This is a genomic window from Colwellia aquaemaris (assembly GCF_057548755.1).
Window position 1 is genome coordinate 220,978 of record NZ_BAAJLV010000002.1, and the last position, 25,161, is coordinate 246,138.

The following is a 25,161-nucleotide window of genomic DNA, read 5'->3' on the forward strand; positions in this document are numbered from 1 at the left end:
AACTCTACGGTTGATTGTTAGCTAAAGTGATTGCCGTTTGTATAGCTTCATTAAAGCTTCCAACGTCAGCTTGGTTACTGCCTGCTAAGTCTAAGGCTGTACCGTGGTCAACGGATGTTCTAATAAATGGTAATCCTAAAGTTATATTTACTGATGAACCAAAGCCTTTAAATTTAAGAACTGGTAAACCTTGGTCGTGAAACATACTTAATATTGCATCGGCATCTGCTAGGTATTTTTCTTGAAAAATGGTGTCAGCTGGCAGTGGCCCAATTAAATTCATACCTTCTTGTCTTAATTCATCAAGCGCTGGGATCATAACATCAATTTCTTCGCGGCCTAAATGTCCATCTTCACCGGCATGAGGGTTGATCCCACAAACATAAATTTTAGGCTCAGAAATGCCAAATTTAGTCATTAAATCTTGATGTAATATACGGGTAATTTTCTGTAAGCGCTCAAAAGTAATTGCTTTTGCAACATAAGCGAGCGGAATATGAGTGGTAACAAGCGCTACTCTCAACCCTTCGGTAGCTAGCATCATAACTACATCGGTACAATTTGCTTGGTTAGCAAAGTATTCTGTGTGACCACTAAAGGGAATGCCTGCTTGATTTATCAAGCCTTTATGTACCGGACCTGTTACAACCGCGTCAAATTCACCAGAAATATTTTTCTCACTGGCAATGCGCAATGTTTCGACAACATAACGACCATTATTCGGGTTTAATTCGCCTGCTTGGCATTCGTCATCTAATGCGACAGGTAGAACGGTTAAGGTTCCTGCTTGATGGGCACTGGGTTTACTATTTTCATCATAAGTTTTGATGATTAATGGTAAACCAAGCATAGCAGCTCGAGCTGTCAATAACTCAGGAGAGGCAACTACAATAATTTGTGTTGGCCAATCCTGCTGGGCAATTTCAATGACCAGGTCAGGGCCAATGCCTGCCGGTTCTCCTGGTGTTATTGCAATTCTTTTTAACACTAGTTCTTTTCCGATTCGATCACTTCAATATAAGCTTCGTCGCGTAATTCTTTTAACCAACGAGCTCCTTCAATACCAAACTTGCGATTGTATAAAATTTGGTATGCACGATTTTCATTCATTTGGTTTGTGGCATCTAACGTACGGCGGCCAGTTAGTTTGGCAATATGCCAGCCAAATGATGAACGAAATGGCTTATGTATTTCATCAATATCCAAACTAGCCAATGCCTCTGAAAAGGCAGGGTCATATTTACCAGGGTCTGACCAACCCAAGTCCCCACCCCTAACAGCTGTTGGTCCTTGTGAATGTTCTTTTGCTAGTTCAGCGAAGTCAGCTTCACCTGCGTTTAGTTGATCAACAAAACCTTGTAGCATAGCTTCAGCTTTCGCTTCGCTAAGAATAATAGATGGTTCGATTAATATGTGGCTGGCTCTTACTTCTTCAATTTCCACCACTTGGCGACCGCGAATATCAACAAGCTTGACTATGCTAAAACCTAATCCGGTTCTAATAGGGCCAAAAATGCTGCCTTTTTCTTTGCCATCAACAAGCTTTGAAAATAAGGTGGGCATTTCATTAATACTTTTCCAACCTAGATCTCCGCCTTCAAGCGCTTTAGCACCACCTGATGATGTCATAGCAATTTTGGTAAAATCACTGCCACTTTCCAACAATTCAATAACCTTTTCTGCTCTGGTTTTTGCAGAGTTAATATCTTCTTGGGTCGGGTTGTTAGGAAATTCTATTAATATATGCCCAAGTCGGTACTCTTCGTCAGCACTGTTTTGCTCTTTCATAGCGGAAAGTAGATTAGCAACATCTTGTGGAGATATATAAATGCGACGTCTTAAGCTAGCACGGCGTACCTCACCTGAAATAAGCTCTTTTCTTACTTGTTCACGATATTTTTCGTAATTTTCGCCTTGGGAAACTAGCATTTCACGAAATATTTCTATGCTTTGGCCGTTTTCTTGTGCCATGTTCGTTAACGTTTGATCAAGTTGTGCATCACTTATTTGCACCCCCATACGTTCACCAAGTTGAGCAATGATACTGTCGTTTATTAATTTCTCCATAATTTGAGTACGTAAGGCACTCTGTGATGGAAGTGCTTGGTTATTTTTTTTTGCTTGTAAGGTAATTGAACTGACCAAGTCTTGTATTTCTGATTCTAGAACTACACCATCATTGACGACAATAGCTACTCTATCTAGAACAACTTCTTCAGCCAAAACATTTTGTGTGCTGTTTAGCATCATCACTGAGCTAAGGAGTAATAATTTCAATGAATTTTTCATGTAACGTAAATTTCTTCTAATTAATTATTAAGGAAGTATGGGCGTTTATAGCCGAATATACTTGAATTTAACATATCGCTTATACTGTCAGACGATCGGTTGTTATTAATGCCATTATATACAAATTGAATACTAAAACCGCTATCAAATGCGTCGCGGTTTTCATTTATTATATTAGTGCCATCGTCAATTTTTGAATTGATATTACGGTGGTAGGTAAACCGTATTCCCCAACAGCAGCTACTATACTCAAGCCCAGCATAACTTTCTATACTGCGCTTTCCTTGTAAATCTTGAGTAAAGCGACCTACAAACTGCCAGCGTTGTGCAATTTTAACTGTGGCTGCTAAAGACATTTGTTCTAATGACTCTCCTGAGACATCAGTAGCATATCGATGGTTCAATTGAATTGTTTGATTATCTGAAAACAAATAGTCGAGTGACGTTTGGCTTTTACTTGTGGTATTTGTATCGGTATTAAATTGAATATCGCTACTAAATTGCCAATTACGACTTAAGTGTACAAAAACATCAGCTGCCAATGCTGATTTATCTGCAATGACGCTTTGTTCATTATTAAAGTTGCTTTCATTAAAGTAAACAATACGACCTAAACTCATGCGTAATAATTCGGCATTTTTATCATCTAATATACGGCTGGTTAAACCCCATGATATTTGATTAGCTTGTGCGATACGGTCAATACCACTGAATCGACGATCTCTAAAAAGGCCATTGTAATCGTCTTGCAAATTAGTAGTGTCGTATATACCGATATTACTTTGGTCTTTATCTGGGATATATAAATACTGTAATTGTGGCTCTAAGGTTTGGTTATAATTACGACCAAATAGCGATAAATTTCGGTCGAAATTAACGCCACCATGAACTCGAATTTTTGGTAACGTACGACTGACGTTTTTGTCGAGTTTGCTCGCATTATCGATATTTTTTTGTGTGTAATTCGTTTGTAATAACTTGACTTCGGAATTTAGAAACCAAGCGGGAGTAACTATTGGATATAGTAAGCCCGCCTCTAAATGGTACCTTTCAGCTGTCGGTTTAGAGTTATCAGGTGTGTCAAAGCTTGAAAGTTCAGAGTAAATATCAATGATACCATCAAAGCTTGATAGAGCCTGTTGGCTGCTAATTTCAATTTGTGGTAAGGTTTTGTAACTACGTTGGTGATCACCCAACACTTCGAAATCTTGCAGTTTTAACGTTGACTGCCAAGTATCTGCAAAGTATGACAATTCGCCAACTTGGTATAAATATGAGTCATTGGCATTAAACTGGCTACTACCTAAGTCAACAAGGTAATTGTCATCACTGATGGTGGTGTAATCGACATGAGCACGAAATCTATCCGAATAGGTGCCAATATGTTGTAGCCTTGCTAAGTAACGTGAATCATCGTTATTGAGCAATTTTTTGTCTTTATTAAGGTATTCAACATCCACTTGTCCAGATTGTAAACCATCTAAATATCTAAATTCGGTTATAAGTTGGGTGCCGCGATCGGACATATAGCGCGGTGTTATCGTTGCGTCCATATTTTCAGCAATATTAAGATAATAAGGTGCTTGAATCTCGACGCCTGAGTTATTAGAGGAACTAATACTCGGGTATAAAAAGCCTGATTGACGCTCATTCCCTATTGGCATGGTCAAATAAGGAATGTATAACACTGGGATATCAAATAGTCGAAACCTAGCATTATATGCTTGAAGCGATTTTTTATCTGCAGAGATAGTAATTTCACTTGCTCGCATTTGCCAATCAGGTATTGGGTCATAACAAGTAGTAAAACTCGAATCAATAAAGCTTAAGGTTTTGCCATTACCATTTATATTAATTTCTTGGGCATTACCGTGTCCGGCAGAGCCGTTTAATTGATAAGAAGTATTTGTTAACGAGGTTGTTCTTTGCTGTTCATTAATATTTAGCGTATCGGCGAAAATATTAATTCCGTTATTTTGAAAGTGAATGTCACCATTGGCGATAACCGTTGCATTGTTTCGGTTTACGGCTAATTCATCAGCAACAATCGTTCTGTCTTTATTTAATAAAGTAACACCGCCATCAAACTGTGCGAACTCACCTTTTTTAATGCTTGATGATGAAGATAAAATGGTAAAGTTTTCATTTGCCTCTTTCCCCGTTTCTTTTGCAATATCAGCAAAACTAGGAATAGGGCATTGGCTTAGTGCTATTTTAGTCGTATCAGTGTTTTGTGCGTTGCTGCCAAATGAGAAGAAAAACAAGCAGGCAAAAGAAACTTTGTTAAGGGAAAAACGCATTTATTATCCGAATAATTAACTACAAAAATAAAAAGCTTTAAATAAGAGCGGCATTTTACCGCTAAAGTCTGTAATAATATAGCAATTTTCATTGGCCTGCGAATTAGTTACATTAACGTTATCGCATTTACAAGAGCATCATCATTGAACAATTTAAGAACCAGGCAATTACAACATTGGCTTGAAAATGTTTTTTCCTGCAAAAATATAGACTTAAAGCCTCTAACAGGCGATGCCGGTTTTAGACGTTATTTTCGTTTTCAAGTTCAAAATAAATCATATATTGCGGTAGATGCGCCGGTTAATTTATCTAATAACCATGCATTTATGCAAGTACAAGCCTATTTACTCTCGGTAAATGTTAATGTTCCTCAAATTATGGCGAAAAATTTAACCGCTGGTTTTCTATGTTTAACTGATTTTGGGAATACTTTACTTGCAGATGAATTGTCGCTAAACAATATGCAGCAATATTATTTACAAGCTACTTCTGAATTAGAAAAAATAAATTTAGAATTAATTGCCTTAGCGGAAAATCTACCTGCATACGATAACGCATTTATTGCAACCGAGTTAATGATATTTAAAGAGTGGTTGCTTGAAGCGCATTTAGGTATTTATTTATCAAAAACAGACAATAATAAGCTAAAAGCATGCTTTGACTTTATTACATGTGCGATGCTTGAACAGCCGAAAGTTTTTATGCATCGAGATTACCACAGCCGTAATATTATGCTGATAGAAAATAATGCTTTGGGTATTATTGATTTTCAAGATGCAGTAAAAGGGCCGGTAACATATGATTTAGTTTCCCTATTACGAGATTGCTACATTAAATGGCCTGATGATTTGATCTCTCCAATAATAGAGAGCTTCAGGCAGCGAGCTCAAAGCTATTTTCCAAATGAGAATTTATCTCAAGAAAAATGGCAATATTGGTTTGATTTAACCGGGTTGCAGCGCCACTTAAAAGCTAGTGGTATTTTTGCTCGTTTACATCACAGAGATCAAAAATCAAATTACTTAGCTGATATCCCGCTTACCTTAACATACATCCAAGATATTAGCGGCCAATATGATAAGCTCAATTTTATTCATGAATTGGTAACAAATAAAGTTATTCCCGCTGTTAACGCTGAGCGAGAAAAGTAAATTGATGAGATATTTTCTATGAAAGCTATGATCTTAGCAGCAGGGCGTGGAGAGCGTATGCGCCCGCTAACCGATACCTGTCCTAAGCCTTTATTAAAAGTTAATGGCACGGCATTAATTGAATACCATATCAAAAATTTGCTGGCGGCAGGTGTTAAAGATATAGTCATTAATCACGCATGGTTGGGTGATAAACTGGTTAAATACTTAGGAAATGGTGAAAAATTTTCAGTCAATATTCAATATAGTAAAGAGCCCACAGCACTTGAAACCGCTGGGGGCATTATTAAAGCATTGCCTTTATTGACTGAACAAGACAATGACGTATTTATTGTTGTTAACGGTGATGTTTATTGTGATTATGAATTCAAAAACCTCCCTGAATTGGGCGATGATTTTAATGCGCATTTAATCTTGGTAACTAATCCTGAGCACAACCCTAAAGGTGATTTTTGTCTTAGTAGCGGTAAGCTGGCCAACCCTACGAACACTAATCAAGCCACTTATACTTTCAGTGGTATTGCCTTATATAGAAAGTGTTTTTTTACCAAGTATCAAACCGAAATATTACAGCAACATAAAGTTAAACCACTGGCACCAATGTTACGATTAGCAGCTGACGCCGGAGAAATCTCTGCGAGTGTAATTGACTTGCCATGGACAGATGTAGGCACACCAGAACGCTTAGCGATATTAAATAAACAGTAATTCATATTAGAGTAAAAGTAACAGAGTTTCATTATGCGAATTTGGGGTAAAATATTAGGTTTCTTGTTTGGCTTTATGCTGAGTAAAAATATTTTTGGCGCACTATTAGGTGCTTGGCTCGGCCATAGATTTGATAAAGGTGTCGGGCTGGATTTTAATAATTTGGCCGGTTCTAAAAGTGATACTGACCGCCAAGCGGCTTTTTTCTACAGCACATTCTCCGTTATGGGATACATAGCCAAAGCTAATGGCCGTGTAACACAACACGAAATAGCTTTTGCTACTGCTTATATGGATAAGTTAGGACTGAAAGGGGAGTTACGACAGCAAGCACAAGAAGCTTTTCGCGACGGAAAAACTACTGGTTTTCCATTAACGGAAAGGCTAGCAAAATTAAAGTCTGCGGTAGGTAACCGCCACGATTTGCTATTACTGTTTTTAGAAATACAAATTCAGGTGGCATTTGCTGATGGCAAGCTTGATAATGCCGAACGAGATGCTCTACATCAAATTGCCAAAGGGCTTGGTTACTCTGCTAAAGAACTCGACAATTTACTAGAAATGATTATTGCGGGTGCCAATTTTCATCAGCAAGGTAAACACGGCGCAAATCAAGGTTATGTGAATTCAGAACAACAATTAAATGATGCTTACAAGGTTTTAGGTGTCACTGAGAAAAATTCTGCAAGCGAAGTTAAAAAAGCATACCGTAAATTAATGTCTCAGCACCATCCTGATAAACTTGTCGCGAAAGGCTTACCGCCAGAAATGATGGAAATTGCCAAGCAAAAAGCGCAAGACATTCAAGCCGCTTACGAAATTATTAGTGAGCGAAACAAACCTTAAAGACAAGCGAGAGATTAGTATTTAAGTTGACTTGCTTGCGCCAGAATTACACTTTAACGTGCTAAATGACATACGATTGGCTTGCATGGCGTATTGTAAGTCGCGTACACTAATGGCGAATTTGATTCATTCACTCATTGGATAGCAGAAATGTACTTTTCAGTAACTAACAGGCGATTTATTGCAATATGGCTTAGCGCTATATTGTTAGTATTGTCTGTGGCTGCTTCTGCACATAGTGTTGAACATATCGATGAAGGTGCTCAAACGCACTGTACCTTGTGCTTTCACCAGCATCAATTTAATCAAGTACTACCGCAGCAAGACGCCAATCTTGAATTTAAAAGTCAGCAGTACGAATCTAACAGTGTTGCTCAACCATCACTAGCACTTATTCAAAGTGTTACTTACCTTAGCCGTGCACCTCCCGCAGTTCTTTAAAACTTATTATTAACAATTTGTTTATCCACAATGCCAATTTGCTAATTAAAGCAAATGGTTTGTGCTGTTGTATTTAATTTATTTTAGAGAACTAAAAAATGAAAAATTTGAAACTTTCTCCTGCGCGCTTATCTGTAAAAATAAGAGCAGCTTTAGCGCTATCTACATTGATCCCTGTGATGGCTCAGGCGCAAACACCAACACTTTCTAACCCTAATGTTAGTGCTATATTAGATGGTTATTACCAAAGTGAAAATCGTTTAATGGCTGAGCGCGCTGAAGGTTTTGGTTTAGGTGAAACTGAACTAGCGTTTAGTGCCAGTATCGATGATATGTTCTATGGCAAACTTACCACAGTGTTTGAATCACATGATGGCGAAAGTGAAGTCAATGTTGAAGAAGCATTTATTCAAACCATGGCGCTACCTAACGGCTTTACTGTTAGAGCGGGGCGTTTTTTATCTGATATTGGCTATTTAAATAACCAGCATCTTCATACTGATGCTTTTACTAGTAGACCTGGCGCTTATCGTGCTTTTCTAGGTAATCACTATTATGATGACGGCTTAAGAGTAAGCTACACAGCACCAACAGATATATACTGGACTATGGGAGCTGAAGTTTTTGCGGGTGACAGTTTGCGCGCTGCTGATGAACATGGTGAGCGTGAATTTGATAGCACAGGCGTTTACACCGCTTTTACTAAATTTGGTGGTGATATTGGCACTGAAAGTTCGTGGCAGCTAGGTTTTAGTTATTTACGTAATGAAAACGGCCAATTAACCGCAGAAGAGCATGACGAACATGATGAAGATGATCATGAAGACGAGCATGGTCATGAAGCCGACGAACATGGTCATAGTCATTCTGCCAGTTATACTGGTAAAAATACCTATGTTGCTGACTTCGTTTTTAAGTGGGCACCAAACGGTAACTACAAATACCAACACTTAACCTTGAGTGCTGAATATTTCCGTGTGAATGACTTTATGGTACCTGAGCTTCATGAAGAGCATGAAGAAGACGAGCATCACGATGAAGAAGAGCATCATGATGAAGGTGGTAAAGATTATCATCAAGCTTGGTATGTCAGTGGTGTATACCAATTTTCACCAAACTGGTCAGCCGGCTTACGCTATGGTGAGTTGGATGCTCAATTGCAGCACGAAGAGCATTTTGATGCACAAGAACTAAAAGAAACTGAGCTTAGTATCGCTTGGCACAATAGCCATTTCTCAACCGTGCGATTAGAGTTTAGTCATCAAAGTAATGTGGGTTTTGAAAATGCCGGGAAAGATAATGTAATTACATTACAATATGTTATGGCTTTGGGGGCTCACGGTGCGCATCAATTTTAAACTAGTATTGTCTGGTGTTTTATTAACTTTGAGCCAAAGTGCTTTTGCGCAATTCAACATATTTGCCTGCGAGCCTGAATATGCTGCTTTAGCAAAAGAATTGGCTCCTGATGCTCGAATTTATTCAGCAACCACAGCTATGCAAGATCCACATTTAGTGCAAGCTCGCCCTAGCTTAATTGCTAAAATGCGTCAGGCTGATTTAGTCGTATGTGCCGGTGCTGAACTTGAAATTGGTTGGTTGCCTATGTTGCAAATGAAAGCAGCTAATGCACAAGTACGCAGCACTGATAAAGGTTTGTTTTTTGCAGCCGAACATATCGATACCTTAGATAAAGTTGCAAATGTTGATCGCAGTATGGGCGATGTACATGGTATGGGAAACCCACACGTACATTTTTCACCTCAGCGTATGCTAACGGTTGCTAAGGCGCTAACGGCAAAACTTATACAATTAGATGCAGAAAATAGCAAAAGCTATCAGCAGAGCTTTGAGGATTTTAGTCAGCGCTGGAAAAAAGCTATGTCTACATGGCATCGCCTTGCTAATAGCTTACAGGGAATGAAAGTCATTGCTTACCATTCTAGTTTTCGCTATTTATTTGAGTTTGCTGGCGTTGAGCAAGTGGCTGATTTAGAACCAAAGCCTGGATTACCACCAACAAGTGGACATTTGGCTAAGTTGCTAAAGCGGGCAAAACAAGGTGACATTTCAGCAATTGTTGTGGCTTCTTATCAAGATTTACGAGGCGCTAAGTGGTTAGCTGAAAAATCTAATCTACCTATTATTATTTTGCCATTATCGGTTGGGGGAAATGAAGATAGTAATAATTTATTCAGCCTCTACGATAATGTTCTTGAATTATTAATACAAGAGCACAATGCGCAAAAGCTACTAAAGCGTTAATAGGTACTTAAGATGGATTATGAATTACTGACAATATTGTTACCGGCATTTGCAGCAGGTATATTGGTACTTTCAACCCATGTTGTTTTGGGCAGGCAAGTACTAAAACGCGGCATTATTTTTATTGATTTGGCCATCGCACAAATTGCTGCATTAGGTGCAATAGTGGTACGTATGGATCACGATGTCGCCGAACTTGCTTTTGTAAATATTTGGATGCCAGCACTTTTTGCTTTAGCGGGGGCAGGTGTTATTGCTTGGCTTGCAAAGCGTATGGCAGAAGAATTAGAAGCCATGATAGGTTGTTTTTATGTGCTTTCGGCGGTTGCAGCTATGTTGTTATTATCGAATGATCCACATGGTGGCGAGCTACTTAAACAATTAATGTCAGGGCAAATTCTTTGGGTAAATTGGCAGCAATTATTGCTGCCTACAATCGTTTATAGTGCTATTTTGGCCGCTATATTTGCCAAACCTAAAATATTAGACGGAGCTTTATTTTACTTGTTATTTGCCTTAGTGATCACCTTATCAGTGGAGCTGGTTGGTGTTTATTTGGTATTTAGTACTTTAATCTTACCAGCGTTGGCGATTAATAAGTTGCTAGGCAATTACGCACTAATGTGGGCTTATGGTGTTGGTTTGGTTGGGTATTTATTCGGCTTGTTTTTATCAGCAAGTTTCGATTTACCTAGCGGTGCGACTATTGTTGCCACCTTGGCACTAAGTGCTGCAACATTTAGGTTGATAAGCAAAGTGATTGCTAAACGTTAAGTGTAATATAATTATCTAACTTTTAGTTAAAAAGGAGCTTTTATAGCTCCTTTTTTATTGCGCGTAATTTACGTTGTCACTATCGGTCTCGGTAAATCAATTCTTTATCTCTGGGCTTTATAAAAAGTCAATGTGGCATAAATAATGCCGCAGAAAGGTTAATTTTGAACTAAATTTTTAATAGGTAAGTGGAGGGTATTTATCTTTATTTGACGTTCGTCATGGAGAATATCACAAGGAATAAAAATGAAGGACTCAACAGATTATTTTATTGTTATTGATGCTATTAATCAGCTAATTGTCGTTAATTGCGTAAAGGCTGAACAGGTAATCGAGTTGAAAAGTTGCAGAATAAGTCAATTCAAAGATATCGTCTTATTGATTGAAAAGTATCACTGCCGGCTAATTTACTTTATACACCAAGAGGACCGAATTACGTTATTTAATGGAGTAACTCCACTTTCATTAGCCAGCTTTACGACTTATTTAGAGCAGCAAAATAGCAGCTTTTTAATCTCTGAATCGAAACATTACTTAGATTTGTTCAATAGTGTGAAAAACTGCTGGCTAGTGCCTCGTGAGCCTTTTTCTTCAGGAATTTATAAACTAGTACCGATAGTAAAAGAATATCTTCCGCAGGTCATCGGCGCCCACAAAACAATCAGACAGATGTCTCGCCTGACAAGGCGAATTGCAAAAGTGGATAAAACGGTATTAATTCAAGGGCCTTCTGGAAGTGGAAAAGAGCTTATTGCTCAAGCGATACATAGTCTTAGCGCTTTTAATCAAGGTGAATTTGTTGATATAAACTGCAGCACTATCCCAGAGCACTTGATCGAATCCATTTTATTTGGTCATGAAAAAGGCGCTTTTACCGGCGCATCAGAAAACAAGCACGGTTTATTTCATTACGCCGCAAACGGTAGCTTGTTTTTGGATGAAATTGCCGAGCTACCTTTGCACTTGCAAGCGAAAATATTAAGAGTTCTTGAGGTGAAAAGGTTCCGCCGTTTAGGCTCTACTAAAGATATTGTTTTCTCTGGCAGAGTGATTGCCGCCACACACGAAAACCTAATGAAACGTGTGCAAGAGCGAAAGTTTAGAGAAGATCTTTATTATCGCTTAACGGTATTTACCATTGACGTACCTTCGTTAAATCAGCGTGTCACTGATATTCCTCACTTAATTAATGCTTTTCAAAACAATTCTGAAACATTTATTTCTTTTGATGAAAAGGCAATAGATTTATTAAAGCAGCATAACTGGAAAGGTAATGTGCGCGAATTAAAGAATCTGGTTGATAGAGTCAAGGTATTGTGTGATGAAAAAGTGATCAGTGCTGAGGTGTTGGCTGAATTCATTAACATAGACCTAACCAGCAGTGAATTTACTCAGGTAAATAGCATAAACACTTTGGCTGATAGTATTCTAAAAGTCGATGTTAGCAATAAATTTTCAGCCATTGAAAAAGCTTTATTAGCGCGTGCGCTTGAATTATCGGCAGGCAATAAAAGTGCTGCTGCTAGGTTATTAGGTGTTCATCGAAAAGTGATAGAGCGTAAGTGTGCCGCTAACATAGAACATTACCCGCCCAACTGCGCCAATCCGTCCATTTTTAAATAATAACTGGACGTTTTCGGCCAAAAGGAAAGCTTTAGTTAGGCTACAGGCCTTATTTTTATATCTAATTTTACTGGCATAGCAATTGCTATTTTGTTGATGTACTAGCTTCATCATAATGATGTCGCTGGACATTCAATTTAAAAAGGAATTATTAAAATGGCAGATTCAACAACTACAGCAGCAACTACAGTAAACCCACAAGTTACCGATGCAATTACGCAAACTAATGTAAAGGTACTTGCTGAGTCACCCGCTATGGCAATGGGGAGTCTATATCAAACCATAGGCAATTCAGTTGCAATGGCGGCAGCAAACGCTGTCTATGCTCAACAACAAGCTAATGTCACGTATCAGGCCGCCAGTACTATGGGTGTAAAAACGTTAGTTAATCCATAATATTCTGTTTAGCTAGGAGTCTAACATGGCTAGTGCCGAAACACAGTTGACTAGATCTAGTAGCCAAGTCGCCGATGCAGTAACTCAAACCAATGTTGAAGTGGTTGCAAGTACACCCGCTATGGCAATGGGGAGTTTGTATCAAACGATAGGGAATTCAGTCTCAATGGCTGCGGCTAATGCTGTATTTGCACAGCAACAAGCCAATATAACTTATCAAGCGTCAAATACCGTAGGTGTAACAGATCTTATTCAAGGATAAATAGAAGGAGAAAAAAATGTCTGGAGTTCTACAAACAGTGAATTCGCAAGTTACAGATGCTATCACTCAAACCAATGTCAAAGTATTAGCTGAAGCGCCCGCAATGGCGATGGGCAGTTTATATCAGACGATTGGTAACTCGGTGGCTATGGCGGCGGCAAATGCCGTTTATGCACAACAGCAAGCAAATGTTACTTACCAGGCATCGACAACAATGGGAGTTAAACATCTCGTTAGCTAGTGATGCATAGGAGTGATTAGCAGCGCTAGTTTTACACTCCTACTTTTTAGTAAAAAATTATGTGAGATTAATGGGAAATGCTGTGAAAGCTGAAACAAGTGTAAATGGCAAAGTGACTGATGCAATAACGACCACTAATACTCAAGTCGTGGCCAATAGCCCCGCAATGGCAATGGGCTCGTTATATAACACTATGGCAAATAATATTGCCATGGCAAATATAAATGCCGTATATGCCCAACAGCAAGCAAATATTATGCATCAGACGGTAACGACTAAATTAGTTGCCGAACTTCTTGGTAAATAACATGGATGAAATATATGAGTGACAATACAAAAGTCAACCAACAAATAATTGATGCCGTTGCCTCAACAAACTACGGTGTACTTAGTCAAGCGGGTAATGAGTCTATGGGCATAGCCTATGAATCGATGGCTCAAGCACTCACTATGGTTATGCAAAATGCCAGTGCGACGCAATATGGCGCAAAAAACATAAGCACAACCTCTGTGGCCATAACCTGCAAAAAAATATTAGAAATTTCATAAATATGCATAGTTTAAGGGAGCTAAGATGAACGCACCAGAAGAACACAAAGCACCAGCCAGTTTAGGAGCATTCGCCCGATCGACGAAAGAAACTTCTAGTGAAATGTTATTGGAAAAATTGATGCCCAGTGAAGAACAACAGTTTAAGCCGTTGACACATGGGGCGGGTACTGCGGTTCAATCTATTTCACAGTCGGTTGCTATTTCGGTGCAAGATGCTTCCGACTTTATGCGTGATTTAGCCACAATTGAAACGACAGCCATCGGTATCGCCACCAAAAAAATGATAGAAGAAAAAAATCCACTCTATATTCCAATCATTGAAGCCTGTCAAAAAACTATGATGCAAGCTGAGCAGTATTGGGTAAAGGTTGGTGAAGATGGCGCGACTATTCTTTCGGCTTATGGCAATGTCGTTCGGCCGAAAGGTTGATAGGGATAAATAATGAAAAATGAAAGCTTAAAGGCGATAACGGAAGTGCAAAAACCTAAGATGGTGATTAATAGTATACCGCCTTCTGCAGTTCAAGATACTGACATTAAAACTTATCTAGAATCTATTGAACGCTACGAGCAAGAGATATTAGCAACGTCAATGAAATATATTGATGACAGTATTGCCTTACTTGACCAAATATCAAGTCAAGATGGTGTTGCACCTTTGACTCAGCAGGAGGACAGTTCCACGCCTCTTGAGCTTAGTTCTCCAATAACTATGAGGCAATTGTAATGACAACTAAGATGATTAATGAATCATCGATTAAGTTTTTCTATAACGATGATCCAAAAAATTTTTGGGGCTTTAAACGTGAAAATATCAATCATCACGTGAAGCATGAGCATACGGAAAAAGAATTACATTTAATGATGAGTATCCCTTTGACCTTAGAAGAAGTGTTAATTGTTAACCAAACATATGAAATTGACAAAGAAATGCTTAAAGACATATTTCATTGGTTTAGAAATAACGGCTACTTAAGTGAATAATATGTGAATCTATATTCTACCAGTAAGGAGATAACACAATGACAGATTCCAAAGCAGACGATGTTATTGATGAAAATTTATGGATACAAACTGGCGGTAAGCTTTATGTTAAAGCAGAAAAGTCAGACAAGCTAACTTGTGAAGGAGTATGGAATTTTCAGTTTAGTGAAGAAGAAACTGAATTTATTGAAATTGTAGTTAATTATCTTGATAAAGGCGGAATAGCAGCAGCAGCGGGTATTCCAACTTGTTGTTTTGGAAGGCTTAATAAGAATTCTGTTCAGGAGCTCGACCATTATCTAGGTAAAGTTTTACAAAAAATGAACCAATCGAAAGGTTAAAAGTGTAGAGGTATCGAATAAATCTAGCGGTATTGCATCATTCGACACTGACTTTAAAGGAATAAAATGATGTCAAATCTTAATGATAAAAATATCGAACATGTGGTTGTATTAATGCTAGAAAATAGAGGCTTTGACCATTTAATGGGCTCTCTCTATACCGAAGCAGATAAAATAAACTTGATTAGTAAACACAGCGATAACCGACCTTTTATTGGGTTATTAACCTTGTCGGAAGACGATTTTAATGCGCTGGGCAATAAGATACCGAAGAATCCATATAAACGAGTAGAGCCTATTTTTGGCGCTCGTTCGCCTAAAGTTCCTAGTGTTAATCCCGGAGAGCATTTTGTGCATATCATGGGACAAATGTGGGGGATTGTAGATAAACATGCAAACTGGGGTGATAGGCAGCATAGAGAATCTACCATAGCTGAAATTCAGCACAGTACTGGTAATGACTTTGCGCCAATGGATGGTTATATACTTGACTATTATCAAACCTTAAAGTCGATTAATACTGAGGTTGATGAAAGTGCTTTTATCGAAATAATGGAAACCTACATTCCTGAACAATTGCCAGTGTTAAGCGGGTTAGCACAAAATTACGCGGTTTCTGATGAATGGTATTGTTCAGTGCCAAGCCAAACCAATACCAACCGGGCATTTTCAATGGCAGGTACCGCACGAGGTATGGTCAGTAATAATTTTTATGATGCTTTTATTGGTTTTCAATCAAGTATTCAAAATCCTGGCATTGCTGCTATGTCTAATATTGGCGCATTGCAAGGCCACGGAGGATCTCATGCTGATAAGTTACCCAAAGATACGCGCAATATTTTTGGTTTATTATCAGAGCATGGCTCATCATGGCATGTTTATTGGCAAGATCTTTGGCCACCAGAAGATGTTTCCTTAGGCAAGCAATATCAATATGTCCAAACCATGTTCCCCGATTTAGATAGTGAAGCCATGGCGGATAATTTTATAAAATTTGACGCAAGTGACCCGAACAATGAGCTGTTTTTTGATATTCGTACAGGAAATTTACCGGCCGTTAGTTGGATAGAGCCTAAGTGGGGGGGTGGTCCAAGCTGGAAGTCAGGTATTCGCCAAGTAGGCAATGATATGCACCCATCATGTGATACCACTGTCAGTGAAGATTTTGTTTGTGCACTGTACAATGCTTTAAGTGATTCACCTAAGTGGGAAAATACCTTATTCGTTATTACCTTTGATGAAAATGGTGGCACCTACGACCATGTTTATCCGCCGTATGCTTCGCCGAGTTATTTAGATCGTGCCCCTATGCCTAAAGATTATCAGCATATGGACCCAGACACGCGGACTGAATTTGGTTTCAAGTTTGATCAGCTGGGCATACGAGTGCCAACGATATTAATTTCTCCTCTCATTAAAGCAAATACTGTCTTTCGAAGTTCCTCATATACCCCGTATGATCATACCTCGATTATTGCCACTATTTTGGAATGGCAAAACATTGATAGAAAAGACTGGCAACTCGGCAAACGGGTAGAGCAAGCACCAACTTTTGATGAGGTATTGCAGTTGACAAAAGTAAGAAGTAAAACTGTTGCTAGTCAAGCACTAAGTGCCGGAAGTTTAGCGACTGAGGAGCGAGCGAACCAGCAAAATATGACTTACGAACAAGAGTTTTACTTACAATACGTCGATACTAAATGGCCAGAAGTGGATTTACCAGCTAAGTACCTTTCTATTGCAGAGTGGAGTTATACAGGATTAGGTTGGTATCCAACCATAACATCAGATCCTAAAGAAGCTATCAAAATTAAATTTAGCCAAATAGGTCCACATATCATAGATATAGATGAAATTAAGAATCTTTCAGTCATAAGGCTAGAGTCGCAAGAGGCCAATTTAAAAGATAAGAAATATATTACCGCCTCGCACAATTATCATAACTTGTATTATCAAAGTAAAAGTGATGCCAGCAGTGCTGGTCAGCTATGGCAAGTAAGAATTTTCGCTAGTATGGACGCTAATGAAGTTATTAAAAATAATGATGATATTTACTTAGTGAGCAAATTAAAACCTAATTTAATTCAAGAAGTATCTGAACGAGTCTCCCCCGACCCATTACAACGCATGATTGCGTCTAAGAAAGATGATAAGTACTTGACCACTGAAGCGGGTGAGTGGGCTATTTGGAGGATCATTACGCAACTGCCAGAGTAGATTGTGACCCTGTAACAGAATTTGTGTAACTGCCAAGTTTAAATAACATCTTTCAAACGGTCTTCAAATTCGACCCTGTAACAGATTTTGTGTAACTGCCAGTTTTAAATAACATCTTTCAAACGGTCTTCGAATTCAATCATAAATCGATTCAAAGCCGTTTTCCAATTTCTTATCGGCATCGTCCATTTTTTGGATGCTTGCTCAATGGCTAAGTAAATAACTTTTTTAGCTGAGTCATCGTGTGGAAAGAGCTTACGTTTCTTAATCGCCTTAACGAATAACACTGTTGAGTGATTCAATCGCATTGGTGGTGTAAATGGCTTTGCGTATATCATTAGGATAGTTAAATATAGTGCTGATGTTGCGCCATGAACGCGATATACTGGGTATTTACTGTCCCATCGTTGTTCAAACTGGTCGAGCACCATTAAGGCCTCCTCTTCGGTTACTGATTAATATATTCGCTTTAAGTCGCCAGTGACAGCTTTGTATTCTTTCCATGGCACAAGCTTCAATGAATTACGCACCATGTGCACAATACAGAGCTGTATCTGCGTTTCAGGATAAACAGTATTAATTGCATCAGGAAAACCTTTAAGGCCATCGACACAGGCGATTAGATTAGGATACCTTTTAGCCCTCTGTTTTGAAGTTCAGTTAACACGTTGAGCCAGAATTTAGCCCCTACGTTTTCGGATATCCACATGCCGAGTAATTCTTTATGACCTTCAATATTGACGCCTAAGGCGAGATAAACCGCTTTATTAATAACGTGTTTGTCTTGCCTGATTTTAACCACTAAAGTTGAGGAGTTCTATCAAGCACACAATGAACATGTTCAACTATCTAATTACTGGAGAGATTTAGAGATCGCAAAATTGAAATGATCTCTATGAATCACACATCTAATGAATGTGCCCACTACTAACTTTTTGGGCAACTAAATGATTTCCCAAATAGATTTTTTCACGCCAATCTCCATTTCCCTCATCAATCATCAAAAGCAAATTATTATCACTATATATTTCCGTCTGATTTTGACCGTTTTCACTGATATGAACTCTCTGTCCTAATGCGTCATAACCATAGGTTTTCGCATTATTCCCAGTTACAGCTACCATTTTACCTGCATTGTTATATGTGAAACCATTCCAACCATTGGATTTAACATTGCCATCCCCATCATAAGTAAATGTATAAGGGTAGCTTCCACCAATGCTTGTTAGATAATTGTTGTCATTGTAGTTATAAGTAGCAATTGTACCTGAGCGATTTACTCGGCTAATATTACCTGTCTGCCCATATTGATATGATATAAAACCGGCGCTGCCGAAGCTTCGGCTCTCCGCTCTAACAACTTGTCCAATGCCGTCATAATTGATATTTGTTACGCTATCATTCGTAGTTATATTGTCAATTATAGAAGTGATGTTATCTCGCTGATCATAAGTATAATTTTTATCAATTAGTAACTCGCTATTAAGTGTACCGTAAATGTTGCCTATTCTAGTTTTTGATGTATCCAATTCAACAGCGTAGCTAACCCCATTTCCATATTCAAATGACTTTACTATCCCATTTGCATGGTGTTCCACGTTGCTTATAAAGCTACCGACTTTAGTAGACTCACCAAATACATTGGGCTCATAAGTTAACTTTAAACCACTTGGGTATGTCATACTGGTAATATGATCTAAATTGTCGTAATTAAATTTAAATACGTATTTTTTTCCACTTGTAGTAAGAGTCCGCTCAATTAAATTCCGGTTTTTATCGTAGTTATAAATCCAATCACCTATACCATTGCTTGCTGAACGCAACTCTCCCGTATCAAAGTATGTTCTCGTTATATCACCACTATTATCAGCATAATCAGATTTTACTAAGCGATTCAGATCGTCATACGTATATCTTATAATATGACCATTTCCTATTTTACGAGTTAGCATATTACCGTTAGGATCACGAGTATATTTTATATTAAACTCCGGATATGTTTCACTAACAACATAATTGTGAATATCGTATCCATAGGTGATTTCTTGACCTCCTTGGGTAACACTATTTATGCGCCCAATTGCATTACGATTCATTTTAGTAAGCTTTTGTTTTGAGGGGTCCGTTAGTGACAAACTCTGTGAAATACTCGTGACAAATTTATCTGCAGGGTTTCCATATGCTTGATGAGAATACGTAAATTTATAGCCCAACGGATCAACTTGTTCAGTAATTAAATTATTTAAATAACTATATCGGGTTACTCCTGATGGTGAAGCAATAGTTAAAGGCCTTTCTAGTGCATCAAATGTTACTCTAAGTCCTACGTTTTCATTGCTATTAGAATAAAATTGAGATTTATAAGTCTCTAGCCCTTGATGGTTATATGAAGTTTGTTTATATCGAGTTAGATTCTTATCTAGGTCCTCAATTGATACTAATACACTTCGATTGAATGCATCTAAAGTATGCACTTCCTTAAAAGCTCCGCGAGTACGCGTCATAGAATTAACACCATACGTAAATATACTGTCTGTCCCAATAGGGAAGTCTATCTTTTTAATTCTATCAAGTTTGTCATAACTATAATTAAAAATGTTACCAAGCTGATCTACTCGCTTAGTAATATTACCGAATTCATCAACTACATGGCTAACCTTGCCTATAGAATAACTTACATTTTTAGGGATACCCCTGTAGTAATTTTTATAAGTGGTAATTTTTTTCCTTGCATCAGTATATTTACTTAATGTCGCACCGACATATTCATATTTACTAATAACACCATTTTCTTCAAAAGTTAGCACCTGTCCTTTATCATTGTATTCATATTTATTAATATTAACTACAGAATCTACTCCATTTTTATTTTCGATAATTGACTTGTTTGTTTGCAGACCTAATAACCACTTTGTTGTATTGTGGTTATAGCTGAGACTAATTGTTCTCTTATTTTCACCATTAGTTTCAATAATTCTTTGTGGGTAATTATAATAGTCAAACAATTCATTTTTTGTTATGTAATCAACATTACCTTGATTAATTCTGGTTGATGTATTTTGTACATAACGATTGATATTGTCGCTGTTATTATTTTCAATAGTAGTATTGCCTATCTGCCTGCCTTCGTTAAATGTGTCAAAGATAGATCTTAGCAGTAATGAGTTTTGATAAACTTGCACCTTTATCAATGTTCCCTCTCGCCAATTAAATTGGCGATTATAATAATAAACCGTTCGTTCGTTATTAGGCCCATTCACTGTTAATGTTTTAGCACTTGGTTGTGCTGTTTCAGTATCATAATTACCTCTATTTTGAGAATAATTGTATGTCCAATTCATGTTGCTCATATTCGGCCCTGAGAAAGACTTTTGAACTAAAGCCATTTTATCAAAACATTTAGGGACCTTTTTATTAGTAACATTTACTAAGCCATGGGCTGTTTCTTGAAACTTATAGTGAGCAACTAATCCATTGGGATGAGTAATACTACCACTTGATTTGCTTACCCTCCCATCATCTAACGAACATTCTTTTGCCTTAGTATCCGTCGGAGTTCTAGGTGATGTATATGCGACATAACCCATATTCAAGTGCCATTTACTTCCATTTGGTAAATGTACCTCTCTTAGGGTTGGTAGAGTACCAATCTTAATATATGAGTAACTCCATTCTCGATTACCACTTGTTATATTTGTAATAATATTGGGAAACTCAGTATTATTATAAGAAAGTGACACTATACGATTATCACTATTAGTAGATATTTGAGTAAGTTTCCCTTCAGTATCATATTTATAATTAATAGAATTTCCATGAAGGTCCTCAATCTTAGTTATCATCATTCGCGCTTTATTGATATAGAATTTTGTAGGGTCACCAGCTCGACCTGCTATATTAGCTATAAGAGTCTTTTTTCTTGAGTAATTTAATTGAGAAAATGTATATTTTAACCCTTTTGGTGAAGTACTAACAAAACCTTCGCCACCGTCAGTTGCGTTATCCACACAACTAACTAACCAATTATCCTGCGTCGTAAGAGGACTACGTGCTGGACTTTGCATTGGGATTTGTAAAAGCCTGTCAGATTGCCCAGGGATTATCATAGAAGCCCCAGCCCAATAGTCAGCTCCTTTTACGGTATGCATTCCGATTAAAAAACCAGAGCTATCTCTATTCCCCAAAACTTGGCCACCAGAATCTCCAAATTTAGTACAACGTTGAGAATGCCAACGATGACGAGGTGTAACAGCCTCTATTCTTGGAATGTCAAGCTCCCAATCTCCAAATTCTCCAATTTCAGATAAATTTGCTCTAGTTCTCACTTTTAATGCCCTACCTATGGAGAAAGGGAGTCTGTTATTACCTGCGATAGATAAATCAGTATGATGAAAGGTCATCACTCCGCTATAAGGCCTAAAGCTCTCCCCCATAATTTCACTTGTATCTGCTGTTAACCCTTCTTTAATTTTCATTTTATTTGCAATATCTTGCTGCATATTAATTACATCATCTGACGCGGCTAGCCCCCCAGATAATGTAAGCATTAACAAACATAAAAAGCATTTATAATATTTTTTAGTAATCATTTTTTATCTCAATAAGTAGAATTTTAATTCAACTTCCTATTAATATTCATTCACACGATATAAGGCTTATTTGCTTTGTTCTATAAATGAAAATAGACATTGTGATCTGTAGCCAAAGCTAGCTTTAAAAGTTCGACCAAACGACTCAAAATAAAACTAGCACGTTCATTACTAGTCACTTCATGAGTGCTACCTTCATATGATTCGAGTTGATTTAATATCTTTTGTTTAACATGATTTTCAATTATCCAATCATCCTCATCTTCATCAATTATGCTTTTATTCGCATCATTAACAATCTCTAGTATGTCCACCACAGTAGAAAGAAAAAAGTCTTCTTTAGTAAGACACAACACATTAGGGTGATTGAGGTTGGCGTAGCACCAATTGGTAGCTTCACTGTACTCTATTTCATCTTCATTGATTTCAAGGCTAAGAACAAATATAGGATGAACTCTCATTATCCGCCTCCGCCTCCGCCACCGCTGCCACCGTTGCCACCGCTGCCAGTAGAGCCTCCTCCAGTAGCAGAACTAGTGCTGTCTGAATTTTTAAAGTGTGTAAGTTCATTGTTCAGATCTCTAGCTTTTTTCTTTTTTAGCCCACCAGTTTTTGCTGGTTTTCCATTAAGGTCTACAAATTGATTCCTGCTGTGGTCACGAATTCTAAAATAGCCAGTGGTATCATCAACTATAACTTCAACGTTAGTTTTTTTGTTAAAATAAGATGTTTTAACGCCGTTGCTTTCGCCTTTCACTCCCGGTGAAAATTTACTTAAAGTCGCATTTAAACTACCTGAGCGATACTTAGAAGCATATTTAGCAAATCTATACTGACTTGCTAATTGTTTTGTTGTTTTCGCTGTTCCAGTTGTTGCTTTATATCCTTTTGCAGAAACAGCAACAACTTTCATCGCTTGCCCTGTTCCTGGTATTGGACTAAATAACCCAACCGTGCTCATCGCAAAGTCTGCAGCGGCAGCAGGAACTCCAACGCCACTCATAACCGCTGACGTTAATACAGCAGCATCAACAAGCCAAAACCCAACATCTAATGGACTTTTTCCATCAGGATCAACATACCTATAAGGGTTATTATTTCCATAGGCATAACGATTAAAAGTGAATGGCTCACTTGCTGTAAACCCTAATGGATCATTGGCATAAAAACGACCAATGAAAGGGTCATAATACCGAGCTCCGTAATAAGACAGCTTTGTATCTTCATCATATGGTTTAGCATTAAACCATTGATTATTCGATACCGTTTGGCTGTTTGGCTGTTTAATTTTTTCTCCGAACGGTTCATAGTGCTCAGTTGCTTTTAACTCCCCTCTATTATCAGTAATACCAATAACAGAACCAAGATGATCAAAATGATAATAGGTAATATCGCCACTATTTGGTTTTGGTGGGGGCAGTGAAACAGTATGAGAAAAAGAAACTACATTACTATATGCACTACAAAAATTTTCTATACAGTTTTTTAAACGATAATGTATAGGGGATGAGTATGAGAAGTTGTATTTACGGCCGTAGTTATCACAGCTCCAAAGACATTCATCATTACTTTTCAGCTGTTTAACGTTAGTGCCTTTTGAAGAAGATAAAAGGGACTCTCCTCCGCCTCCACCTCCATAGGAATAACCCAATCCAGAATATACTTGCGTCCAAGTTTTCTTATTTACGGAGGACTCTATACGAGTAACTGTTACTGCACCATTAACTCGCCATCTGAGTGTTACTGAGTCGTTAAGGCTTGTACCAGATAACGTTGGTGTTTCCAATAGGTTTACCACACCAAAATTAGCGCTTGATACAGAGTTAGAAAAGGCTAAAGCCATTAATATTAAAAAATAAAATTTATAAAACTTCACCAAAAAAACGTCCTAGTTGTTTTAAAGTCTTGACTATACTCTCTAGAAGTAAAGGTTTCTATCTTAATTACTTAGAATTCACTATTTTTTTACGAATCTTTAACATTGCAGATTGAGATTAGTCCTCGATATTTATTAGGAAAGTAAAAACCAGCAAAGAATTTGCCAACCTATGCTTAAGTGTTTGCTGCTTTACTGATACAAAATCAAATCCAACCTATCCCATTAGCTGTAATAGCAAATGACCGTTTTTTGGCATTAATAGACATGAAACAGTTCGCTGACTGTGACTTAAAATAATTCTCTTGGCAATTAAAAGTCAAACGTAGAAAAACCGTTCTTTATCGAATAAATTTACCTCAGATCGGTTTAAGCGGTAACCATCGCATTTCTTTCGACGTCAGTTATATTAAGGGTGGGCTTGTTCTCTTTTAGACAATAAGCCACCAACCCTGCCAACATATTTAGCATGAAACCGTTCGGACTGCGGTGGCGTGAATGTTCGATTTGAGAAATATTCTTTAATTGGTCATTAATTGTTTCGATTATAAAGCGTCGTGATAACATAGCTCGATCCCATAATGAGAGTGCTTTGGCTTTCATATTTCGCCTTGCTGTTGTGATCAAGTCCACACCTCCATCTTTCAATTCTTTTGACAATTTTTTGCTGATGTAACCCTTATCAGCATAGAGTTTTCCTGATAACTTCTTGGTGATATCAGGTACAGGCTTCGTATCATGCACATTACCTGTTGTTAGTTTTGCATCAACAATTTCACCTCTGAAATTTGTGACTAGATGAAGTTTAAACCCATAAAACCATCCCATCGTTCCTTTACCTCGTTGGGCAATGCCGCCAAATGTTTTGTGTCTAGGAATACGCAAGTTATGGCAAACTTTAATACGGGTAGAATCAATAAATTCAACACCTGTAGCCTCTCCCTTTAGCGTTGAAAAATAACTGGATAAAGGAATGATTGCTTTGGGCATCACCTCTAAAAATCGCGTGTAGCTTAATAAATTAGGGAAGTGGCTCCGATAGAGCTGGCTAATAAATCCAATATAATAATTCTTAAAATCGCGGTGATTAGACATATGAAAAGCAATGATAATGGTCATCACTTCACTCATTGTCATTCTGCTTGAGCGTTTACGCTTTCGACTGCCATCAGTGATAAGTTGCTTTTCTAGTTCGGGAATAAATACTCGACAAAAGTCATCGACATCACAAAAAATTTCAACTAGTTTATTCATGCCTGCTCCTTTTCTTTCATCGGATCGTAGGACAGGCATTTAGTTCAATTT

Annotated in this window: 25 protein-coding genes and 1 pseudogene; 18 read left to right on the forward strand and 8 right to left on the reverse strand. The window is 37.8% G+C overall.

Annotation, left to right across the window (positions count from 1 at the left end; translation table 11 throughout):
* Window positions 1–4 precede the first annotated feature (4 nt).
* Genes pdxA through lptD form a run of 3 tightly spaced genes read right to left on the reverse strand, consistent with a single transcriptional unit; the run spans window position 5 to window position 4,589 of the window.
* Entirely contained in the window at window positions 5–988 is a 984-nt protein-coding gene (gene pdxA / locus AC27HL_RS07285; RefSeq protein ID WP_487080213.1) for a 4-hydroxythreonine-4-phosphate dehydrogenase PdxA, read from the reverse strand.
* Complete coding sequence (gene surA / locus AC27HL_RS07290; protein WP_487080749.1) at window positions 988–2,310, reverse strand: peptidylprolyl isomerase SurA; 1,323 nt, start codon at window positions 2,308–2,310, stop codon at window positions 988–990. The genes pdxA and surA overlap by 1 nt, the downstream gene beginning before the upstream one ends.
* A complete protein-coding gene (gene lptD, locus AC27HL_RS07295) occupies window positions 2,310–4,589 on the reverse strand; it encodes an LPS assembly protein LptD (RefSeq protein WP_487080215.1) in 2,280 nt (759 codons plus the stop codon). Before lptD ends, surA begins: the two co-directional genes overlap by 1 nt.
* A gap of 144 nt (window positions 4,590–4,733) precedes the next feature.
* Between lptD and AC27HL_RS07300 the strand changes: the two genes are divergently transcribed.
* The 18 genes from AC27HL_RS07300 (at window position 4,734) to AC27HL_RS07385 (ending at window position 17,391) form a co-directional block, all read left to right on the forward strand.
* A complete protein-coding gene (locus AC27HL_RS07300; protein WP_487080217.1) occupies window positions 4,734–5,741 on the forward strand; it encodes an aminoglycoside phosphotransferase family protein in 1,008 nt (335 codons plus the stop codon).
* Between the two features lie 18 nt (window positions 5,742–5,759).
* Window positions 5,760–6,449, forward strand: a complete 690-nt coding sequence (murU, locus tag AC27HL_RS07305; protein ID WP_487080219.1) for an N-acetylmuramate alpha-1-phosphate uridylyltransferase MurU — start codon at window positions 5,760–5,762, stop codon at window positions 6,447–6,449.
* A gap of 33 nt (window positions 6,450–6,482) precedes the next feature.
* Window positions 6,483–7,295, forward strand: coding sequence for a co-chaperone DjlA (gene djlA, locus AC27HL_RS07310; protein ID WP_487080221.1), 813 nt, complete (start codon window positions 6,483–6,485; stop codon window positions 7,293–7,295).
* Between the two features lie 150 nt (window positions 7,296–7,445).
* Entirely contained in the window at window positions 7,446–7,736 is a 291-nt protein-coding gene (locus tag AC27HL_RS07315; RefSeq protein ID WP_487080223.1) for an ABC-type zinc uptake system zinc chaperone, read from the forward strand.
* A gap of 98 nt (window positions 7,737–7,834) precedes the next feature.
* Entirely contained in the window at window positions 7,835–9,094 is a 1,260-nt protein-coding gene (locus AC27HL_RS07320) for a hypothetical protein (RefSeq protein WP_487080225.1), read from the forward strand.
* Window positions 9,078–10,001: a metal ABC transporter solute-binding protein, Zn/Mn family gene (locus AC27HL_RS07325; protein ID WP_487080227.1), complete on the forward strand. Its 924-nt coding sequence runs from the start codon at window positions 9,078–9,080 to the stop codon at window positions 9,999–10,001. Before AC27HL_RS07320 ends, AC27HL_RS07325 begins: the two co-directional genes overlap by 17 nt.
* 12 nt (window positions 10,002–10,013) lie before the next feature.
* Window positions 10,014–10,775: a metal ABC transporter permease gene (locus AC27HL_RS07330; RefSeq protein ID WP_487080229.1), complete on the forward strand. Its 762-nt coding sequence runs from the start codon at window positions 10,014–10,016 to the stop codon at window positions 10,773–10,775.
* Window positions 10,776–11,021: 246 nt separating this feature from the next.
* Entirely contained in the window at window positions 11,022–12,398 is a 1,377-nt protein-coding gene (locus AC27HL_RS07335) for a sigma 54-interacting transcriptional regulator (RefSeq protein ID WP_487080231.1), read from the forward strand.
* Between the two features lie 156 nt (window positions 12,399–12,554).
* The gene (locus AC27HL_RS07340) at window positions 12,555–12,794 is read left to right on the forward strand and encodes a RebB family R body protein (protein ID WP_487080233.1); all 240 of its coding nucleotides are present in this window, start codon (window positions 12,555–12,557) and stop codon (window positions 12,792–12,794) included.
* A 25-nt stretch (window positions 12,795–12,819) separates the two neighbouring features.
* Window positions 12,820–13,056, forward strand: coding sequence for a RebB family R body protein (locus tag AC27HL_RS07345; protein WP_487080235.1), 237 nt, complete (start codon window positions 12,820–12,822; stop codon window positions 13,054–13,056).
* A 16-nt stretch (window positions 13,057–13,072) separates the two neighbouring features.
* Window positions 13,073–13,297, forward strand: coding sequence for a RebB family R body protein (locus AC27HL_RS07350; protein ID WP_487080237.1), 225 nt, complete (start codon window positions 13,073–13,075; stop codon window positions 13,295–13,297).
* Window positions 13,298–13,379: 82 nt separating this feature from the next.
* Window positions 13,380–13,604 (forward strand): RebB family R body protein, encoded by a 225-nt coding sequence (locus AC27HL_RS07355; protein ID WP_487080239.1) that lies wholly within the window; start codon window positions 13,380–13,382, stop codon window positions 13,602–13,604.
* A gap of 14 nt (window positions 13,605–13,618) precedes the next feature.
* The gene (locus AC27HL_RS07360; protein ID WP_487080241.1) at window positions 13,619–13,846 is read left to right on the forward strand and encodes a RebB family R body protein; all 228 of its coding nucleotides are present in this window, start codon (window positions 13,619–13,621) and stop codon (window positions 13,844–13,846) included.
* A 25-nt stretch (window positions 13,847–13,871) separates the two neighbouring features.
* Window positions 13,872–14,279: a hypothetical protein gene (locus AC27HL_RS07365; protein ID WP_487080243.1), complete on the forward strand. Its 408-nt coding sequence runs from the start codon at window positions 13,872–13,874 to the stop codon at window positions 14,277–14,279.
* 12 nt (window positions 14,280–14,291) lie between these two features.
* Entirely contained in the window at window positions 14,292–14,576 is a 285-nt protein-coding gene (locus tag AC27HL_RS07370) for a hypothetical protein (protein ID WP_487080245.1), read from the forward strand.
* The gene (locus tag AC27HL_RS07375) at window positions 14,576–14,833 is read left to right on the forward strand and encodes a hypothetical protein (protein WP_487080246.1); all 258 of its coding nucleotides are present in this window, start codon (window positions 14,576–14,578) and stop codon (window positions 14,831–14,833) included. Before AC27HL_RS07370 ends, AC27HL_RS07375 begins: the two co-directional genes overlap by 1 nt.
* 38 nt (window positions 14,834–14,871) lie before the next feature.
* Window positions 14,872–15,174, forward strand: a complete 303-nt coding sequence (locus AC27HL_RS07380) for a hypothetical protein (RefSeq protein ID WP_487080248.1) — start codon at window positions 14,872–14,874, stop codon at window positions 15,172–15,174.
* A 66-nt stretch (window positions 15,175–15,240) separates the two neighbouring features.
* Window positions 15,241–17,391, forward strand: coding sequence for an alkaline phosphatase family protein (locus tag AC27HL_RS07385; RefSeq protein ID WP_487080249.1), 2,151 nt, complete (start codon window positions 15,241–15,243; stop codon window positions 17,389–17,391).
* Window positions 17,392–17,495: 104 nt separating this feature from the next.
* Here AC27HL_RS07385 and AC27HL_RS07390 read toward each other — a convergent pair.
* The 5 genes and pseudogenes from AC27HL_RS07390 to AC27HL_RS07410 form a co-directional block, all read right to left on the reverse strand.
* A pseudogene (locus AC27HL_RS07390) lies at window positions 17,496–18,196 on the reverse strand (IS256 family transposase); the annotation flags it as partial.
* Window positions 18,197–18,299: 103 nt separating this feature from the next.
* Window positions 18,300–21,980 carry an RHS repeat domain-containing protein gene (locus AC27HL_RS07395; RefSeq protein ID WP_487080251.1) on the reverse strand — a complete coding sequence of 1,227 codons (3,681 nt, stop codon included), beginning with the start codon at window positions 21,978–21,980 and terminating at the stop codon, window positions 18,300–18,302.
* A gap of 80 nt (window positions 21,981–22,060) precedes the next feature.
* Window positions 22,061–22,441, reverse strand: coding sequence for a hypothetical protein (locus tag AC27HL_RS07400; RefSeq protein ID WP_487080253.1), 381 nt, complete (start codon window positions 22,439–22,441; stop codon window positions 22,061–22,063).
* A complete protein-coding gene (locus AC27HL_RS07405) occupies window positions 22,441–23,856 on the reverse strand; it encodes an RHS repeat domain-containing protein (RefSeq protein WP_487080254.1) in 1,416 nt (471 codons plus the stop codon). The genes AC27HL_RS07400 and AC27HL_RS07405 overlap by 1 nt, the downstream gene beginning before the upstream one ends.
* Window positions 23,857–24,225: 369 nt before the next feature.
* Window positions 24,226–25,110: an IS982 family transposase gene (locus AC27HL_RS07410; protein WP_487080256.1), complete on the reverse strand. Its 885-nt coding sequence runs from the start codon at window positions 25,108–25,110 to the stop codon at window positions 24,226–24,228.
* Window positions 25,111–25,161: the final 51 nt, after the last annotated feature.